This window comes from Actinomycetota bacterium (assembly GCA_030650795.1).
Lineage (GTDB): Bacteria > Actinomycetota > Actinomycetes > S36-B12 > S36-B12 > UBA11398.
The window spans coordinates 206,561-221,363 of record JAUSDJ010000040.1 but is presented as its reverse complement, the minus strand read 5'-3'; the positions used below and the strand labels follow the sequence as shown (position 1 = coordinate 221,363).

The 14,803-nt window shown below is 60.1% G+C and carries 12 protein-coding genes; 8 read left to right on the top strand and 4 right to left on the bottom strand.

The window, feature by feature from the left end; translation table 11 throughout:
- Position 1 precedes the first annotated feature (1 nt).
- Positions 2 to 931 carry a glycosyltransferase gene (locus tag Q7L55_12970; protein ID MDO8733462.1) on the bottom strand — a complete coding sequence of 310 codons (930 nt, stop codon included), beginning with the start codon at positions 929 to 931 and terminating at the stop codon, positions 2 to 4.
- Positions 932 to 1,050: 119 nt separating this feature from the next.
- Between Q7L55_12970 and Q7L55_12965 the strand changes: the two genes are divergently transcribed.
- From Q7L55_12965 to Q7L55_12945, 5 genes are read left to right on the top strand one after another with little or no spacing between them, the layout of a single operon-like run.
- Positions 1,051 to 2,973, top strand: a complete 1,923-nt coding sequence (locus tag Q7L55_12965; GenBank protein ID MDO8733461.1) for a hypothetical protein — start codon at positions 1,051 to 1,053, stop codon at positions 2,971 to 2,973.
- Complete coding sequence (locus Q7L55_12960; GenBank protein ID MDO8733460.1) at positions 2,966 to 3,868, top strand: methyltransferase domain-containing protein; 903 nt, start codon at positions 2,966 to 2,968, stop codon at positions 3,866 to 3,868. Before Q7L55_12965 ends, Q7L55_12960 begins: the two co-directional genes overlap by 8 nt.
- Entirely contained in the window at positions 3,869 to 4,846 is a 978-nt protein-coding gene (locus Q7L55_12955) for a glycosyltransferase family 2 protein (GenBank protein ID MDO8733459.1), read from the top strand.
- Positions 4,843 to 6,030 carry an ATP-grasp domain-containing protein gene (locus Q7L55_12950; protein ID MDO8733458.1) on the top strand — a complete coding sequence of 396 codons (1,188 nt, stop codon included), beginning with the start codon at positions 4,843 to 4,845 and terminating at the stop codon, positions 6,028 to 6,030. Before Q7L55_12955 ends, Q7L55_12950 begins: the two co-directional genes overlap by 4 nt.
- Entirely contained in the window at positions 6,027 to 6,827 is an 801-nt protein-coding gene (locus Q7L55_12945; protein ID MDO8733457.1) for a hypothetical protein, read from the top strand. Before Q7L55_12950 ends, Q7L55_12945 begins: the two co-directional genes overlap by 4 nt.
- A gap of 1 nt (position 6,828) precedes the next feature.
- Here Q7L55_12945 and Q7L55_12940 read toward each other — a convergent pair whose 3' ends face one another.
- Positions 6,829 to 7,902 carry a 4-hydroxy-2-oxovalerate aldolase gene (locus Q7L55_12940; GenBank protein MDO8733456.1) on the bottom strand — a complete coding sequence of 358 codons (1,074 nt, stop codon included), beginning with the start codon at positions 7,900 to 7,902 and terminating at the stop codon, positions 6,829 to 6,831.
- A 217-nt stretch (positions 7,903 to 8,119) separates the two neighbouring features.
- On the opposite strand from Q7L55_12940, the gene Q7L55_12935 reads away from it, so the two are divergent.
- Both Q7L55_12935 and Q7L55_12930 read left to right on the top strand, forming a co-directional pair.
- The gene (locus Q7L55_12935; protein ID MDO8733455.1) at positions 8,120 to 9,538 is read left to right on the top strand and encodes a glycosyltransferase; all 1,419 of its coding nucleotides are present in this window, start codon (positions 8,120 to 8,122) and stop codon (positions 9,536 to 9,538) included.
- Between the two features lie 9 nt (positions 9,539 to 9,547).
- Positions 9,548 to 10,309, top strand: coding sequence for a class I SAM-dependent methyltransferase (locus tag Q7L55_12930; GenBank protein ID MDO8733454.1), 762 nt, complete (start codon positions 9,548 to 9,550; stop codon positions 10,307 to 10,309).
- A 7-nt stretch (positions 10,310 to 10,316) separates the two neighbouring features.
- Here the strand turns inward: Q7L55_12930 and Q7L55_12925 are convergent, their stop codons facing one another.
- Complete coding sequence (locus Q7L55_12925; GenBank protein ID MDO8733453.1) at positions 10,317 to 12,302, bottom strand: hypothetical protein; 1,986 nt, start codon at positions 12,300 to 12,302, stop codon at positions 10,317 to 10,319.
- Complete coding sequence (locus Q7L55_12920; GenBank protein ID MDO8733452.1) at positions 12,221 to 13,795, bottom strand: hypothetical protein; 1,575 nt, start codon at positions 13,793 to 13,795, stop codon at positions 12,221 to 12,223. Before Q7L55_12920 ends, Q7L55_12925 begins: the two co-directional genes overlap by 82 nt.
- A gap of 165 nt (positions 13,796 to 13,960) precedes the next feature.
- Here Q7L55_12920 and Q7L55_12915 point away from each other — a divergent pair, with 165 nt between their 5' ends.
- Positions 13,961 to 14,791, top strand: coding sequence for a methyltransferase domain-containing protein (locus Q7L55_12915; protein MDO8733451.1), 831 nt, complete (start codon positions 13,961 to 13,963; stop codon positions 14,789 to 14,791).
- Positions 14,792 to 14,803 lie beyond the last annotated feature (12 nt).

Genomic DNA, 14,803 nt, shown 5'->3' with positions numbered 1-14,803 from the left:
ATCAACGTTCATCGAGGGTACCCCACCGCGGATCGAGGGATCGGATGGCAATTTTGCTGGCCCAGCGGGCGCGGACCGCAAGAAGATGGAGTGCTCCACCTGGCGCAACTTTTGCGGCTGCCCGTTGAAAAATTCGGACGCGTCGCCAAACTTGTAGTGGCGACACTGACTTCGCAGGAACGCTGTTCAGCACACGAGCGAGCCCCAGCAGATCTGGATTGTCGATCTCAATCCCCGAAGCCATCGCGAGATTCGCGCTCGCAATACGCACGACTCCGTCGCGGATGCGGTCGCGGTGCGCATCTGACATGCCGCCAGCAGTCTGGCGATAGGTCAGCAATTCCTCAGGAATGTTCGCGAGCTCACCCAAGGGCGCCATTCGCACCCACAAGTCGTAATCCTCGGGCCAACTCAGAATCGGGTCCGTCCCATAGCGACCCGCTTGGACAAAGACGTCGCGACGGAAGGCGACAGAGCTATGTACGAACGGGTTGTTCCAAAGCAGACGCAAGCGCAACTCATCATCAGCCACCGGGTGCCGGTGAGATCCGCTGGCTGTCCAATCGCCATCGGCGCTCTGGCTGATGATGCGGGCCCACGTGCCCACCAGGACTAGGCCCGGATTGAGATCGAAAGCCGCAAGCTGTCTCTCTAGGCGTCGCGGATCAGAGATGTCGTCCTGATCCTGTCGAGCGACAATGGGAGTGGAGGCTGCCTCAATGCCAATGTTGAGCGCGGCTGCCAGACCGATGTTGTGCTCGAGGTCGATTACCCGGATTCGAGAATCCTGATAGGCGAGGGCAATGGCCAAACTGCCATCGGCAGAGGCGTCATTGACGATCAGGAGTTCAAATTCCTGGAGTCTTTGCGCGAGGATCGACTCCATTGACTCAGCCAGGTGCTCAGCACCGTTGTAGACCGGCAGAACCACGGAGACCCTAGGCCCAGAGCCGACCACGAACGCAGCGTATCGGGAACTGACATCTGAGCAGGGTTCCCCTTTCGCGCGCCGCCCGTGTCCACGTCCTTTCCTGTTGGCATGATTCGGCGGTGACCACTGCGCCCGAGCCAATCTCCCCTGGCCGTGCTCAGGCTCTCCGGTGGAGACGCCCAGCTATTTTTCTCATGGGAGCGGTCGTCGGCATCGCGGTGCTGTGGTTTGCGCTTGAGCGGGTGCTCGGCAACTCTCGCGGTCTGGATCTCAGCGACGAGGGCCTCTATCTGCTTGCCGCGGACCCACCCAATCTTCAGGCCGCTTGGGGCTTCCCTTTCGGATGGCATACCCGCCCACTGTTCTGGCTCGTAGGGCACGACATCTCGGCCTTCCGCACTCTCGGTGCCGTTGTCTTGGTGCTCTGCTCAGCTTGGCTGGGTTGGGCAGCAGCCCGCACCATCGTTCGCGGACCCCTGCCGAACTGGCGAAGCCCCGCGCGATGGTTCGTGATCATCGCTGCAGTTGTGAGCGCGATCGGCTCGCTTCTCTACTACTCATCGATGCTGCGCACCCCGAGTTACAACTGGCTCAACATCGTCGGGATTCTGCTGTCATCCGCTGCGGTGCTTGTCTTGTTGAACCGCGAACGCGGGCAGGAACAGACGAGACTGGTGCCAGCTCTGCTTGCTTCCTGCTCTTCTGCAGCACTGTTCGTCACCTTCCCGGCGAAGCCGACCACCTTGCCGTTGATGCTTGTGCTGACCACTGTGCTCCTGCTGATTGCTTCGGGCTGGCGAGTCGCCGCGCGCTGGGCAGTGTGGAACGTGGCTCTGCTACCGGTATGGCTGATCTTGGCTGTCCTCACTCGGCTCTGGCCGACAGATTTCACACGAATCTTCCATCTCGCCTTGCAGATGCCGGCCCCCGACCCATTGCAAACGAGCAGTTACGCCGTGCGCGCATCGCTGCTGCTTCCTCGAGACATTGCCACGGGCTTCGCAGACATCGGCGACCGTCCAGCACTGGGGCTGATGGTCGGCTTGGTCATCCTGATCATTCCGGTGATCACCAAGGCTCGGTGGCTGCTGGTCAGGCTGGCTGGCTTTGGGATTTGCGTCGTCGTTGCTCTCGCGGTGGCTGGAGTGCCGATTCGAGTACTCAATCCCACGGGGGAAGCGATCGGGCTGGCACACGCGCCACTCATGACGGCGAGCACCATCATTTTCGTCAGCGCACTCCTGCTGGGGCTGCGAATGTCATCAATCGATCACTCATCAGACCAAGAGTCGATAAGAAATCAACGCCTCCGCTGGGTCATCGTCATATTTGTTGCGCTGCTGCCCTTCGTCTTCTCCTTCGGTTCCGGCAATGGCATCTACGCACAAGCAGCAGTGGCGTCAGGCCTGACCTTCCTGGCGGCTGCCCTCTGCATCGCTCGTCCGCGATTGAGCGGCGAACGAGTACTGCTTGCCACGGCGGTGCTCGTGGCAACAGTGCTGTTTGCCACGGCAGCAATTGCAAGTGGTTGGCGCTACCCATACCGCTCAGCTTCCCTCGCTGACCAGCAATTGCCAACAGTTGTGGGCTCACACGGTGCCCAACTGATGCTCGATCCGGCATTGGCGAGCACGATCGCAGGGTTGCGTGAACAAGCCCAGGCCGCGGGATGGCAGGAGGGCACTCCGCTTATCGATATCTCGTACACATGGAATCCAGCACTTGGGTACGCCCTTGGGGGCAAAGTTCCAAACTTCTTGCAGTTGACGATCTTCGGCTACGGCGCTGCGCACGACATCACGGACTTTCATCTCACCGAGCCCTACCGCGACTTTCCTTTCCATGGAAGTTGGATTCTCACTACTCGCAATTCGGTGCTGGATCCGGGCGCCCAGAGCGCGGTGGCCTTCACCATGCAGAAGCTCTTCGCTGTGACTCAACGTCCATTCCCGTCCTCCTATAGTTGCATCGCCGCAGGCAATTACGTGCTGTGGCGCCCAGTGGCGACTTCAGAACAGGCGAGGCAGGATTGCGATGGCTAGTGCGGAGCTCGCTAGGCCGCGAGCCCTGCTCGATCTGCCGCTGACCTGCTCGAATTGCCGCACTCCACTGGAAGGTCGCGGCAGTGCTACCCGACGCTGCGCCCAATGCGGACGCACTTGGGAACTCACCGGATCCAAATGGTGGTTTGGCGGTGAAGACGTCGTTGTCACCGGTGATGCAACTGACTCACTCAAATCGCGCCTCAAAGTGCACGACAAGCTGTACGGCGTTCTCATCGACATCTTCAGTCCGGTATTCCCGCATTTCATCTCCGAGCGCCGTCGGCTTCGCAAGCAGATGACCCCATCGATGCTTGCCGTCGATGTGGGCTCGGGCAACACCCGTCTCATGGATGGCATCGTCAACGTCGATCTGATGCCCTATCCCAATGTCGATGTCGTCACCTCGGTCGATGGGCTGCCCTTCGCCGACGACAGTATCGACCTGCTCTTCAGCATCGCCGTGCTCGAGCATGTCCCAGACCCACATGCCGCCATTGCCGAACTGGTCCGTGTGCTGAAGCCCGGTGGGCAGGCCTACGTGTTTGTACCGTTTATCCAAGGCTTCCATGCGGCCCCATATGACTTTCAACGCTTTACCCGTCCAGGATTGGAGCGAGCGCTGAACGCGCTCACCATTGTGCGGACGGAGAGTTTTGGTCCAACGAGCGGACTTGTCTGGGTGCTCGGAGAATGGCTGTCGATCCCATTGAGTCTTGGCATCGCTCCTTTGCAGCGATGGCTCGCACTGATCCTGATGACCCTGTTGTCGCCACTGAAATTCCTCGACCTGCTGTTCCGTCACATGCCAGGTGGGGAGAACATCTCAACTGGGTTCCTCGTGGTGGCCAGCAAGGGGCCAGCAACCTTGACAGCGAAGGCGGGGGCCGTCTAGATGAGCACCGTGAACTCGGACGCAAGCACTGGATCAACAACCGTCCCGCAAGTCGGCGTCGTCATTCCGCTCTACTGGTCGGCAGCAACCATCGGCACTCTGGTGGAGCGAATCGATGCAGTGCTTGGAGAATTAGAGTTGACCTACGAGGTCGTCGTCGTCGACGACGGCAGTGGTGACGACACCTGGGCAGTGGTTGAGGCCCTGCTTCCGCGCTTTTCAGGATTGCGCGGACTTCGCCTCACCAGGAACTTCGGACAACAGGCCGCACTTGCTGTCGGCTTGGAAGCCAGTACCGCGGACTGGATATTTACCATGGATGCCGATCTGCAAGACGACCCATCGAACTTTCCAAGAATGCTCGAGGCCGCGCACGCTGGGGCAGACGTCGTGCTCGCGCAGTGGTCAGATCCTGTGGGCACGCGCAGCGCCCGCTGGTCATCGAAGCTCTTCTACGGAGTCTTCACTCGACTGACTGGCGTCGGCTTGCCGCCTGGCACCGGCACCTTCCGAGTCATGTCTCGTCGCGTCATCGATCACTTTCTTGCCTTGCCAGATCGCACCGAGTTCTTCGGCGGGATGATCGCTTGGTTCGGATTCCCGATGACGACAGTGCCGGTAGTGCGACATGAGCGCACTCATGGAAAGTCGGGCTATTCGCTTCGCCGCAGATTTGCGCTTGCAACCAGTGCGCTCGTCTCCTTCTCCACCATTCCGTTGAAGATTGCAGCGTTCTTCGGACTGATCGTGTGTGCGGGCTCTGCTCTGTTGGGACTCGCCGTCGTCGTGCTCAGGTTCACCGGAGTCATCGAGCAAGCCGGCTTCGCAGGGATCATGGTCGCCGTGCTGTTCATGTCCGGAACCATCATGCTCAGCACCGGCATCCTCGGCTTCTATCTCGGTTCCTTGATCAAGGCCACCAGTCAGCGGCCTGTAGGCGTGATCGGTCAGGACACAGGTATCAGGCGTTCGGAATGACGCCAACCAGGCGAGTGGTCGTGCTCGGTGGCGCCGAGGGCCAACTGGCGTGTATCGCTGCATGTCGACGCATTGGTGCAGATGTCGTGCTCGTGGATCCCCGAGCAGATGTGCCTGGCATTCCACTTGCCGATATGTGGATCGCCCTCGACGTAATGCAGACCGATGACATCGCACGGGCAGTCGCATCAATGAATATCAACGCAGTGCTCTCCGATCAATCCGACTACGCAGCGCGAGCTGCAGCTGCGCTTGCCGTGGCGCTTGGTCTGGCAGGTCAGAACCCTGCGGTTGTTGAAGCCTGCACCAACAAATTGGTGATGCGCCAGCTCTTGGCAGATGCCGCGCCTGACCTCGTCCCTTGGTTCCGCCACGAGACCGATGCCGATCTGGCGTACGCATTCATCGGTGAGCAAAGCGGTCCAGTGGTTGTAAAACCCTTGCAATCCCAGGGAAGTCGGGGGGTGAGCTTCATCAACTCTGCTGCCGATCTTCCACTTCTCGCTGAGGCCTTCGAGGAGTCGTCAGGCAGTGGCGTCCTGATAGAGCAAGCCGTGAGCGGCACTGAATACTCAGTCGACGGATTCGTGCAAAGCGGGGTGCTGATGCCCTTGGCCATCTCAGCCAAGACGCACTATCTGCTGAACCCCTGCCTTGACGAGCGATGCGACTTCCTGCCTTCGACATTCGCCAATGTCGAGCAGGAGTTACTCGGTGCGATGCTTCGGGTCGTTGCCGCACTCGGCATCGACACCGGCATCGTGCACGCCGAACTCATTGCCGGAGAGAGCGGCGTCACTCTCGTCGAGATTGCATTGCGCGGAGGAGGTGGTGGCATCAGCGGGATCATCGTTCCGTTCCTCACCGGCTTCGAACCGGCAGAGGCGCTGTTGCGCCATTGGCTCGGAATGCCAGCACTCGCGGCCCCCAGGGATTTTCACGATCGATGTGCAAGCTTGCGGTTCCTGCCCTTCACTCCACCTTCTGCAATAACGCAAGTCGCCCCCGAGGTTGAAGGTTGGCTGTCACTGACGCGTGCCGAGCACATCACAAAGCCAGGTGCTGTTCCACGATCCAGTGCTGACCGTGCGGGAGCGATCATCGTCGTCGGCGCCACTGAGCAAGCGACCCGTTTGGCAGAAGCCGAAGCCATGCGCTGCCTCGGCTACCCCGAAGGCACGTGATCCGGATGCTGATGGATTCCTGTGCTCATCCGACTTGTGATGGTCAATGGACTCAAGGTCGAGTTGGCATCACGCATGAAGCACTTGCGGCCGAACTGGAGCACTCCGGATGGCGGGCCGCGCTGGCAATCGGGCTTCCTGGTGTAGGCGACTACGAACACCACCGATTCATGGAGTTGTGCGCACCACACCGCGCGCTGATCCCGGTGGCTGGTCTTAGTACGCATCATGCAGGACCGGCCTTGGACGCAGATCTCGATGAGATCCAAGAGTGCGGCTATCGCATCGTGAAGATCCACCCGCGGCTGCTTGGCTATGAGCACACCATGGCTGCGCTGCCGATGCTCGTTGGCGAGTGTGTGCATCGGGGCCTGGCCGTGGCCTTATGTACCTACCCGGAGTACAACTCAGATATCGATCCAGATGATGCGCGGGCGCAGATGGCGGACGCGATTGCCGCGCATCCCGAAGCGCACTTCATCACGATGCACTCCGGTGTCCTGGACCCATCACCATTCGCCGAGCTCGCTGCTGAGAATCCGCGAATCCTGTTGGACTTCAGCCTCTCGCTGACGAAGTATCCGGATCCGGTGCGAGCACGCGTAATCGAGATCGCAAGCACGTCGCCAAGGGCCATCAGTTTGGGCTCGGATGGCCCCGAGTGCACCTACGCCCAGCTGCGTTCGGCCCTTGACGATGTGGTACCAGAACTGGGTAGTACTACTGCCGATGCTTTCGCTGGGGGCAATTTGAAGGCGTGGCTTCAGGCAATTGATCCAGCCTTATTGCCGAATTGAATCAGGGACTGCCGGTCTCTGGAACTCCGAAGTACCGTTCAGGCGAGAGTGGATCGCCGTCGATCTGGCGCGCGATCCCGCCGAGTGCCTCGGCTGCTTGGTCAAGGGAGATGTCGGGAGTCGTCTGGCGCATCTCGTAATGCCCTTGCATCAGCAGATGAGGATCGACGCCAAAGCGCTCACCAACCTCGACGAGCTGCGGCAGGAAGCTGGTGTGGAAGAAGTAGACACCGGAGAGTGTGTCAAGGCCTGAGTAGCCCGCTTGCGGAATTTTCGGGCGCACAAGTTCTTGGCCAGCCTTCAATACCGAGATGAGGTCGTAGTCATGCTGCCAGCCCAGACGCGTCATTAATCCAATGAAACGCTCACTGCTGGTGTTGCCAGCGCTGCGTCCCAGGCCTTGCAAGGTCGCATCGATGATGTCGAAGCCACAATCAGCAACGCTCAATGCGTGCGCGGTGGCAAGCCCGAGATTGTCGTGACCGTGGAAGCCCAGCAGGAAGTCTGACGCCGAGCGCATCGCATTTGCCCGGTCACGAATCTCACTTGGCAACATGCCGCCACTGCTGTCAACGAGGTAGGCACCGTCAACGCCCGCGGCTTCCAGCAAGCGCACGCGTGCGGCCATCTCATCGGGGCTCAGCGCATGCGACTTCATGAAGTTCACGAAGACCTGAGTGCCGCCCCATCGAACCTTCTCGATGAAACGCAAGCCCTCATTGAATCGATCAGGATCCATGCCCACGCGCATGAATGCAGCGCCTTCGGCAATCACTGCCTCGACTTCTTCCACATCGGCCATGCCAGGAATCGCGAACATTCCCCACTTCTGATCGCCTGCCTGTGAGGCGGCGGCACGCGCGTATTCAAGATCACTCGCGGCGGCTTCAATGCCTCTCGTGTGGGCGCCAATACCTACACCGTGACCGACCTCGATGTACGGAAATCCGAGTTCGGCGAGTGCTCCGACCACCTTGGCTGTGAAGTCAGCAGTGAAGGCGAAATCGACGGCATATGAGCCATCGCGCAGCGTGCATTCGAAGATTTGCGGGGCTTGATCGGTGGCCTTTGTCATAACTCAGACCGCCAGCTCGGGGTGTTTTGTCCCGGCTGGTGATCCGCCTTTGACATGCCAATCACCCTACACTTCGACAGCTTGAAGCAGCCTTGTCACCACCACTCCTGCAGCAATCCTCCAAGCCTTCCAACAAGTACAGTGTCGCCGTGCGATCTTGCCTGCTCCTCGTTGACCAGAGTGAGCGGACTCTGTGAGCGCGCAAGGTGCCGAGCACGTGGAGAGCCGGCGGGGCTCAGCCCAGTCGCATGGTTCTGAGGCGGCTCATCGGCGCAGCCGGAGTCGCTTTTTTCACAGCCTCGTCGACAAACTCGTCGCCTCCCAAGTAGTTGCAGGTTCCAAGGTCATCGACATCGGATGCGCTGATGGCTCAACTCTTCGAGCTTGCCACCCCGGAGTTGGCGTCGGCATTGATCTTGACCCGATCTCTATTGCGGCAGCCCGCAAGGCCAGCCCGGAGCTGGACTTCCGGGAGATCCCCATCGAGGAGGTTTGCGAACCGCCAATTCCGGATCCTGACTATGTCTTGATGAGCATGCTGTTCGACGAGGTCTACGACATCCAGCCGATCCTGTCCTCCGTGAATGACTGGTGCGGGCGACGTTCGCGAGTCGTGATCGTTTCCTATAACCGGCTATGGCGACCGATCATCAAACTTGCCGAACTGCTTCACCTCAAGACTCGAGCAGAGGGCGAGAACTACGTCCCTTGGGTCGAAGTCGAAAACATGCTGGCCCTTGAAGGCTTTGAAGTCATCAAACGTCTCGACGGAGTTCTGCTGCCATTGCGGATCCCACTCATTGCCACCGTGTTCAACCGTTGGCTCGCCCCCCTGCCCATTCTTCGGTGGTTTTCACTGATTCGCGTGACAGTGGCTAGGCCAATCCAGGAGCAACTCGAGGAACTCAGCTCGGTGAGTGTGATCGTGGCCGCTCGCAATGAGTCCGGACACATCCGAGAGCTCATCGATCGCGTCCCGATAATGGCCGATCGCCAAGAGTTGATTTTTGTCGAGGGCAACTCGACCGATGACACCTGGGATGTCATTCAGCAGGCAGTCGCTGAGTACTCAGGCGATCCACGGATGACTCTCAAGGCCTTGCAGCAGACCGGCAAGGGCAAGGGAGACGCCGTGCGTGTCGGCTTTGATGCGGCAACCGGCCACATTCTGATGATTCTGGACGCCGACATTTCAGTACCGCCAGAAGAGCTGCCGCGCTTCGTCGACGCACTACGCGACGACAGTTGCGAGTTCGCGAACGGCTCTCGACTGGTGTACCCCATGGACGCCAAAGCCATGCGCTTTCTCAATCTGCTTGGCAACAAGTTCTTCGGCTACTTGTTCAGCTTCCTGCTAAGCCAACCGGTGCGCGACACCCTGTGTGGAACCAAGGTGCTGCGCCGCGAGGACTACGAGCGCATCGCTGCCAACCGGGAAGTATTTGGTGACTTCGATCCCTTCGGTGACTTCGATTTGCTATTCGGAGCTTCCTATCTTGGTCTGCGCATTCGCGACGTGCCGGTGCACTACAAGGAGCGCCGCTACGGCGAGACCAACATCTCCCGCTTCAGTCACGGAGCAGTGCTGCTTCGCATGGCAGCATTCGCCGGGGCCAAGCTGAAGTTCGTCGGATAGCGCCGCTAGATGGGGATCCTAGATCATCCGCTTACGCGCGGAATCGACATCGACGATCCCCGCAACACCCTGCTGCGCCGCGACATCATCCGCGACAAGCGCTTCCTGCGTCAGTTGTATGTCGAGTGGTACGAACTCATCTGCTCACGCATTCCCGCGACCTCGAAGTCACTGCTGGAGATCGGTTCTGGAGCCGGCTTCCTGCGCGAGTTCCTACCGCAGCTCATCACGAGTGAAGTCTTCCCACTCCAAGGAATAGACCGAGTAGTCGATGCCACCTCCCTCGAATTCGACGACGATTCTCTAGACGCGATCCTGATGACCAACGTCATGCATCACATACCTGATCTCGATGCATTTTTCAGCGAGGCCGAGCGGACCCTGCGCAACGACGGTCGCCTGGTCTTCATCGAACCTTGGCGTACCCGTTGGTCTGACTTCATTTACCGCCATCTGCACCACGAGCCCTTCGAACCGAATGCAATCGAATGGCGCTTGCCGCCGGGTGGGCCGCTCAGTTCCGCGAATGACGCGCTGCCATGGATCGTGTTTGAGCGCGACCGCGTCCGCTTCGAGCGGAGCCACCCTGATCTGCAAGTCGTGTCGATCGAGCCACTGATGCCTTTGTCTTACCTGGCATCCGGCGGTATCTCAATGAGAGCACTCATGCCCGGCAAGACCTACCGCACCTTCCGCACCTTAGAGCGCCGAGTGCTGCGCGAGCGAGGAGCAATGTTCGCGCTCATCGAAGTCCATCGCCGCCCGCGCTGAACTTGTGCTAGTTCAACGGCACCAGATCGTGAACGAGCATGACGCCGTACTTCGAAGGAGTGCGCGTACACCAGAACCCGCCACCATCAAATGGATGCACACTCAGCACTTCGTCAGAGACAAACACAGGGATGACCTCGCCCGTGACTTTCGAGCGGAGATCCAGCACAGTTCCCGGCGGCAGGCGATCAAGATTCTGCTGGACATAGTAGGACTGGCCACTGAACAACAGCGAGATGTCGGGGTTGCCAAGCTTGCGCCAGTCATCAGGGCTCCCTATACCGAGTTCTGAGCCAACTGAGGCGGTTCCGACGACCTCATATGTCTGGGCTGCTGCACCCGCCTCGCACGATCTCGAGACCTGCAGACTCTGAGTCGGGAGGCGACCTTCACTACCGGCACCGAGCACCAGAGCCCCGACAACACCGCTGATAAGGATTGCTACCCACTTGGGCGAGCGTCGCCATGGAGCCGAGCCTGGAAGAGTGCGCGCGCCCTTTCGCCACGGAAGGCTTGCAAGTCCAGCAATCGCCGCCAAGATGAATGGAATGTTCTGCACTAGGTGACGCTGTGGTTCGTCGTGACCAATAAGTGCAAAGGTGGCTGTAGCTCCGAAGATAGCGATCAGCCCAAGTGCCAGCACATAGGCGATAGTCCGCGGTTGCTGATCCCTGTCGACATCTGATTGAGAACCCTCGATTGGGGGTCCGCGCAAACGTCGCAAACGGAACAAGCCCAAGCACAGCAGAGCCAGCAGAACCCACGAGGCGACCCACACCAATGTGGCACCGGCCGCATAGAGGCCATCCCAGCCATCGAACAGAACTGCGCGGTCCGCAGTGTTCCAGATCTGCCAAGCTGGGGCGAAAGGCGTTGCCCACATTTGGTTGAGATAACCGTCGCTGGCAAGGACACGAAGATTCACAACCATCTGCCGCACGATCGCCTTCGGGTTCGCGCGCATCTGAGTAATTGCCTGGTCTCGCAACAGCTGACCGAACTTCTCCGACTCCAATGCCAGGCAAGGATCGGCAGTCCATTCAGCCGGCCCGGGGCAGCCAACCTCAGGCGCGAATCGCTCATAGGCTGCCTCCCACCCGTCATCCTCAGGCGTGGCCGCGGAGTAGGCAGTAGCCCAGAAGTTGGCGGCATGGCCAGCCTGCGCCCATCCAGCCACTGCCATGATGCGCGGAGGTAACAGCCACATGCCCAGGAAGACCACGGCGATGCCTAGAGCGGCCAGCACCCGCCGGTCTCGACGCCAAGTCAGCACGACAACACCAATAGCCAAGGTCGCAGTGACCACTGCGTTGCCGGGCCGGATTTGAAAGGCGAGAATCGCCGTAGAACCGCCGAGAATCCCCCAGCCAATACGTCGAGTGCGCAGATAGGTCAAGACGGCTGCCGCCGATACAAAGGACAGCCACAGGGTCTGGGCTTCCGGGCCAAGGTATGTGCCATAGGACAGAACCGGCCACAGGCTCAGGGCATAGACGAGCAGTATGCCGATGCGCCCCACGGGCATTGATCGAGCCACGGCTACGAGGAACCACCAAAGTGCCACACAAACGACGAGCAGCTGGATGAGGACAACCGCAGCCATGCTTTTGGGGGCCAACAAGAACAACGGGGATTGCGCCACGATCGTCAGCGGTCGGCGCAGGCACCAGGCCAAGTTGTATGACTCATCTCCACCAGCCAGCGCGCTTGCGCAGGAAGCCCAGATATTGCTGTCAGACAGTGGCACCGTGCTGCCCAAAGTCATCGAGTAACCAAGGGCCACGGATTGCGCAACAATCACCAGGAATACCGGGATCAGACAGAGCCAACCCAGTGTGACCGCAGTGAAGTTCGCGCGCCGCGCGCGCTCAGGAACAGAGACTTCGGGTTCTACCGGATTGCCAACAATGCTCACTTGTTGAACACCAATGTGGTTGGCGGACAGTTGAAGAGTTGATATGTACCAACGCTCTTGCCCGACATTGGCTTGCATTCGGCGCGCACATGCGCCAGCGATTCCTGGCCCCACGGATCTGTCGGGTCAGTCTTGGTTGCCACGATCAAGTCAGGTCCGGCGAGCTCGGCGGCGTTCAACGGGAATCGGTTGTAGCGATTGGTGATAGTGCGCAAGCGCATACCTGATGCATAGCCCACCGGGATCACGTCGTAATACGAGCCAAAGACATACCCGGCACCAGAGTCGACCAACGCATCGGCAAGGGCTTGCTCACTCGTCATTGCGTCGACTTTCGCATGGAACCGTTCGAGGACGTTGGAGTAGAAGCTTGAGTTGTGCGTGATGGTCGAGACAGCCATGATCGCGATCGCTGCAGCTGCAAAGGCAGTGCCGAGCCAGTGAATGCGAAACATCGTTGGCAGGGCGCCAACTGAGAGCCACAGCAAAATGCCAAGGCCCGAGCTGTAGATCCACACCGGATCAATGAAGGTGATGAATCCGAACATCGTGATCATCGCGACGGTCCAGGCCATGGCCACCGCTACCGCGATGCTCGGCCTGGTGCGAGAGAGCACTGCGCGTACGAGACCAACTACGGCTGTGATCAGGATTGCCAGCACCAGAAGCCACATCAGGGCGGATTGCCAGCGCCCAATCACTGCGTCAGTCGAAGGCGCCACGCCAAAGCCGTATGGCAGCAGAGCCGTCATGTAGTCGGGAATGCCATCCAGCCCCAGGATGGATGCGCCCATCGAGCGGTAGTAGCCCGTTGCGATGAAGGCTCCGTGCGAGGGATCCCAGGTGTTGATGCCCGCGTTCACGACATAGCTGATTGCAGCAGGCAGGACTCCTAGCGCGCCGCCTACTGCCGTCAGGAGCAAGGTCGAAATCGACCAGCGTGAGCGCAGCAGCACGAGTGCGATCATCGGCGCGATCAACAAGATGATCGCCGGGTGGGCGTAAAAGCCCAAGCCCAGGAGCAGACCGGCCAGCAGCGGCCATCCCACCCAACGCATCGCAGCTGGCTCCGCGCCCGGCGTTTGGAGTACCGAGGCCAGCACCAGGGCTCCGGCCGTCACGAGGAGCCAAGCCATGTCCCAGTTCGGTTGCAGCCACCAGACGCCAACGGTGTTCCCTTGCGGCCCAAGCAGGCCGTGCAAGATCGTCGGTCCCACCGCAACGGCAGCCAGGAAGGCCCAGCGGGCAGCTTTTGGGAACAGCGCAAGGAAGAGTCGCGCCACCAGAAAACCGGTCACAAATGCCAGCAAGGGTCGAACGGCGGCGTTGGCGAAGTAGTTGCCGGGCGACAGCCATTCGGCCAGCAAAGTGGCCGGATATTCCAGCGGGCCGCCGTGCTTTTGCCCAGGGAATGCCAGCACTATGCGCGGATCGGCGAGCACCGATTGGGCCTGAATCCCATCCGCCAGAATGTCCTGGTTTGGGATGACTGTCAGCCATCCCAGGAAGGCCCAGCCAAAGCAGAAGAGCCCAGCTGTCAGTGAAAACCACTGCTGGCGGATCCACTTCACGAGCGGTCCTGGATCTGCACCGCCGTAGTCTCACAGACTCAGGTCCGCAAACGGCCATCCACACCCAGGATTGGCAGCCTTGACTATGGGCTGCACAAGGGCGCATTCACCCACGTTCCGGCGATATGCTCCGCTGCCAATTCACTCTGCAGATCGGGAACCGTCATGACAACTGTGGCCGTGGAAAATGAAGCGCAGGCGGTGCTGCATCAAGCACTCGAATGCCTGATCAAGGGCTCACCCAACCCGATCACCGGACCTCGCACCGCCAGTTGGTCTGAGCGCAGCGTCGAGGTGCCGTGGGTTGCCGGCCACCTCACCGATGCCGAGCGGCTGCTGGACGTGGGCTACGCGATGGCCCCGCCAGAGTGGATGGGTGTGCTCCTGGCCACCCAGGACCGCGGCACGGCGCTGACCGGCATCGACATTGTCGATCCTCAGCGAGTACGCACACGCTATCCAGCAGAGATGGTCGAGAAAGTGCTGGCAACGACTGTGCGAGTCGAGAGCATTCTGGACGCGCAGCCGAGCGACGGGACCTTCGACACCATTACCTGCGTCTCGACCTTGGAGCACATTGGCTTTGACATTGCCACGCCTCCGGAGACGACTGACACTGCCTACGTGCGAGCTGCACGCGCCGAGGACGCACTGGCCACCCGCGATCCGCAAACGGATCGCAACTTTCTCGACGCAGTGGCTCGCTTGCTGGCTCCCGGCGGATCACTGCTGCTCTCAGTCCCCGCAGGTCGAGGTGGGGCGATCTTGCATCAGGATTCGTTGGGACTGTTCACGTATCAATTCGAGTACGGCCCGGCAGACTGGCAAGCCGTGACCTCGGACTCTCGCTTCGAATTGGCACTTGAGGCCTTCTTCCGCCATGACGAAGCAGCAGGCTGGGAGGAAGTCGGCTCCTTCGATCAGCTGACGGGCCAATCCAGCGCCATGAGACCCTTTGCCACGGCCTGCGCCATGGCGCGCATGACCCTCCGCTAGTCGTCCGATACA

Coding starts and splice junctions, on each gene's coding strand:
- Q7L55_12955 (MDO8733459.1), top strand. CDS start 3,869: ATGAGCACCGTGAACTCGGACGCAAGCACTGGATCAACAACCGTCCCG.
- Q7L55_12930 (MDO8733454.1), top strand. CDS start 9,548: ATGGGGATCCTAGATCATCCGCTTACGCGCGGAATCGACATCGACGAT.
- Q7L55_12940 (MDO8733456.1), bottom strand. CDS start 7,902: ATGACAAAGGCCACCGATCAAGCCCCGCAAATCTTCGAATGCACGCTG.
- Q7L55_12950 (MDO8733458.1), top strand. CDS start 4,843: ATGACGCCAACCAGGCGAGTGGTCGTGCTCGGTGGCGCCGAGGGCCAA.
- Q7L55_12960 (MDO8733460.1), top strand. CDS start 2,966: ATGGCTAGTGCGGAGCTCGCTAGGCCGCGAGCCCTGCTCGATCTGCCG.
- Q7L55_12925 (MDO8733453.1), bottom strand. CDS start 12,302: ATGCAAGCCAATGTCGGGCAAGAGCGTTGGTACATATCAACTCTTCAA.
- Q7L55_12915 (MDO8733451.1), top strand. CDS start 13,961: ATGACAACTGTGGCCGTGGAAAATGAAGCGCAGGCGGTGCTGCATCAA.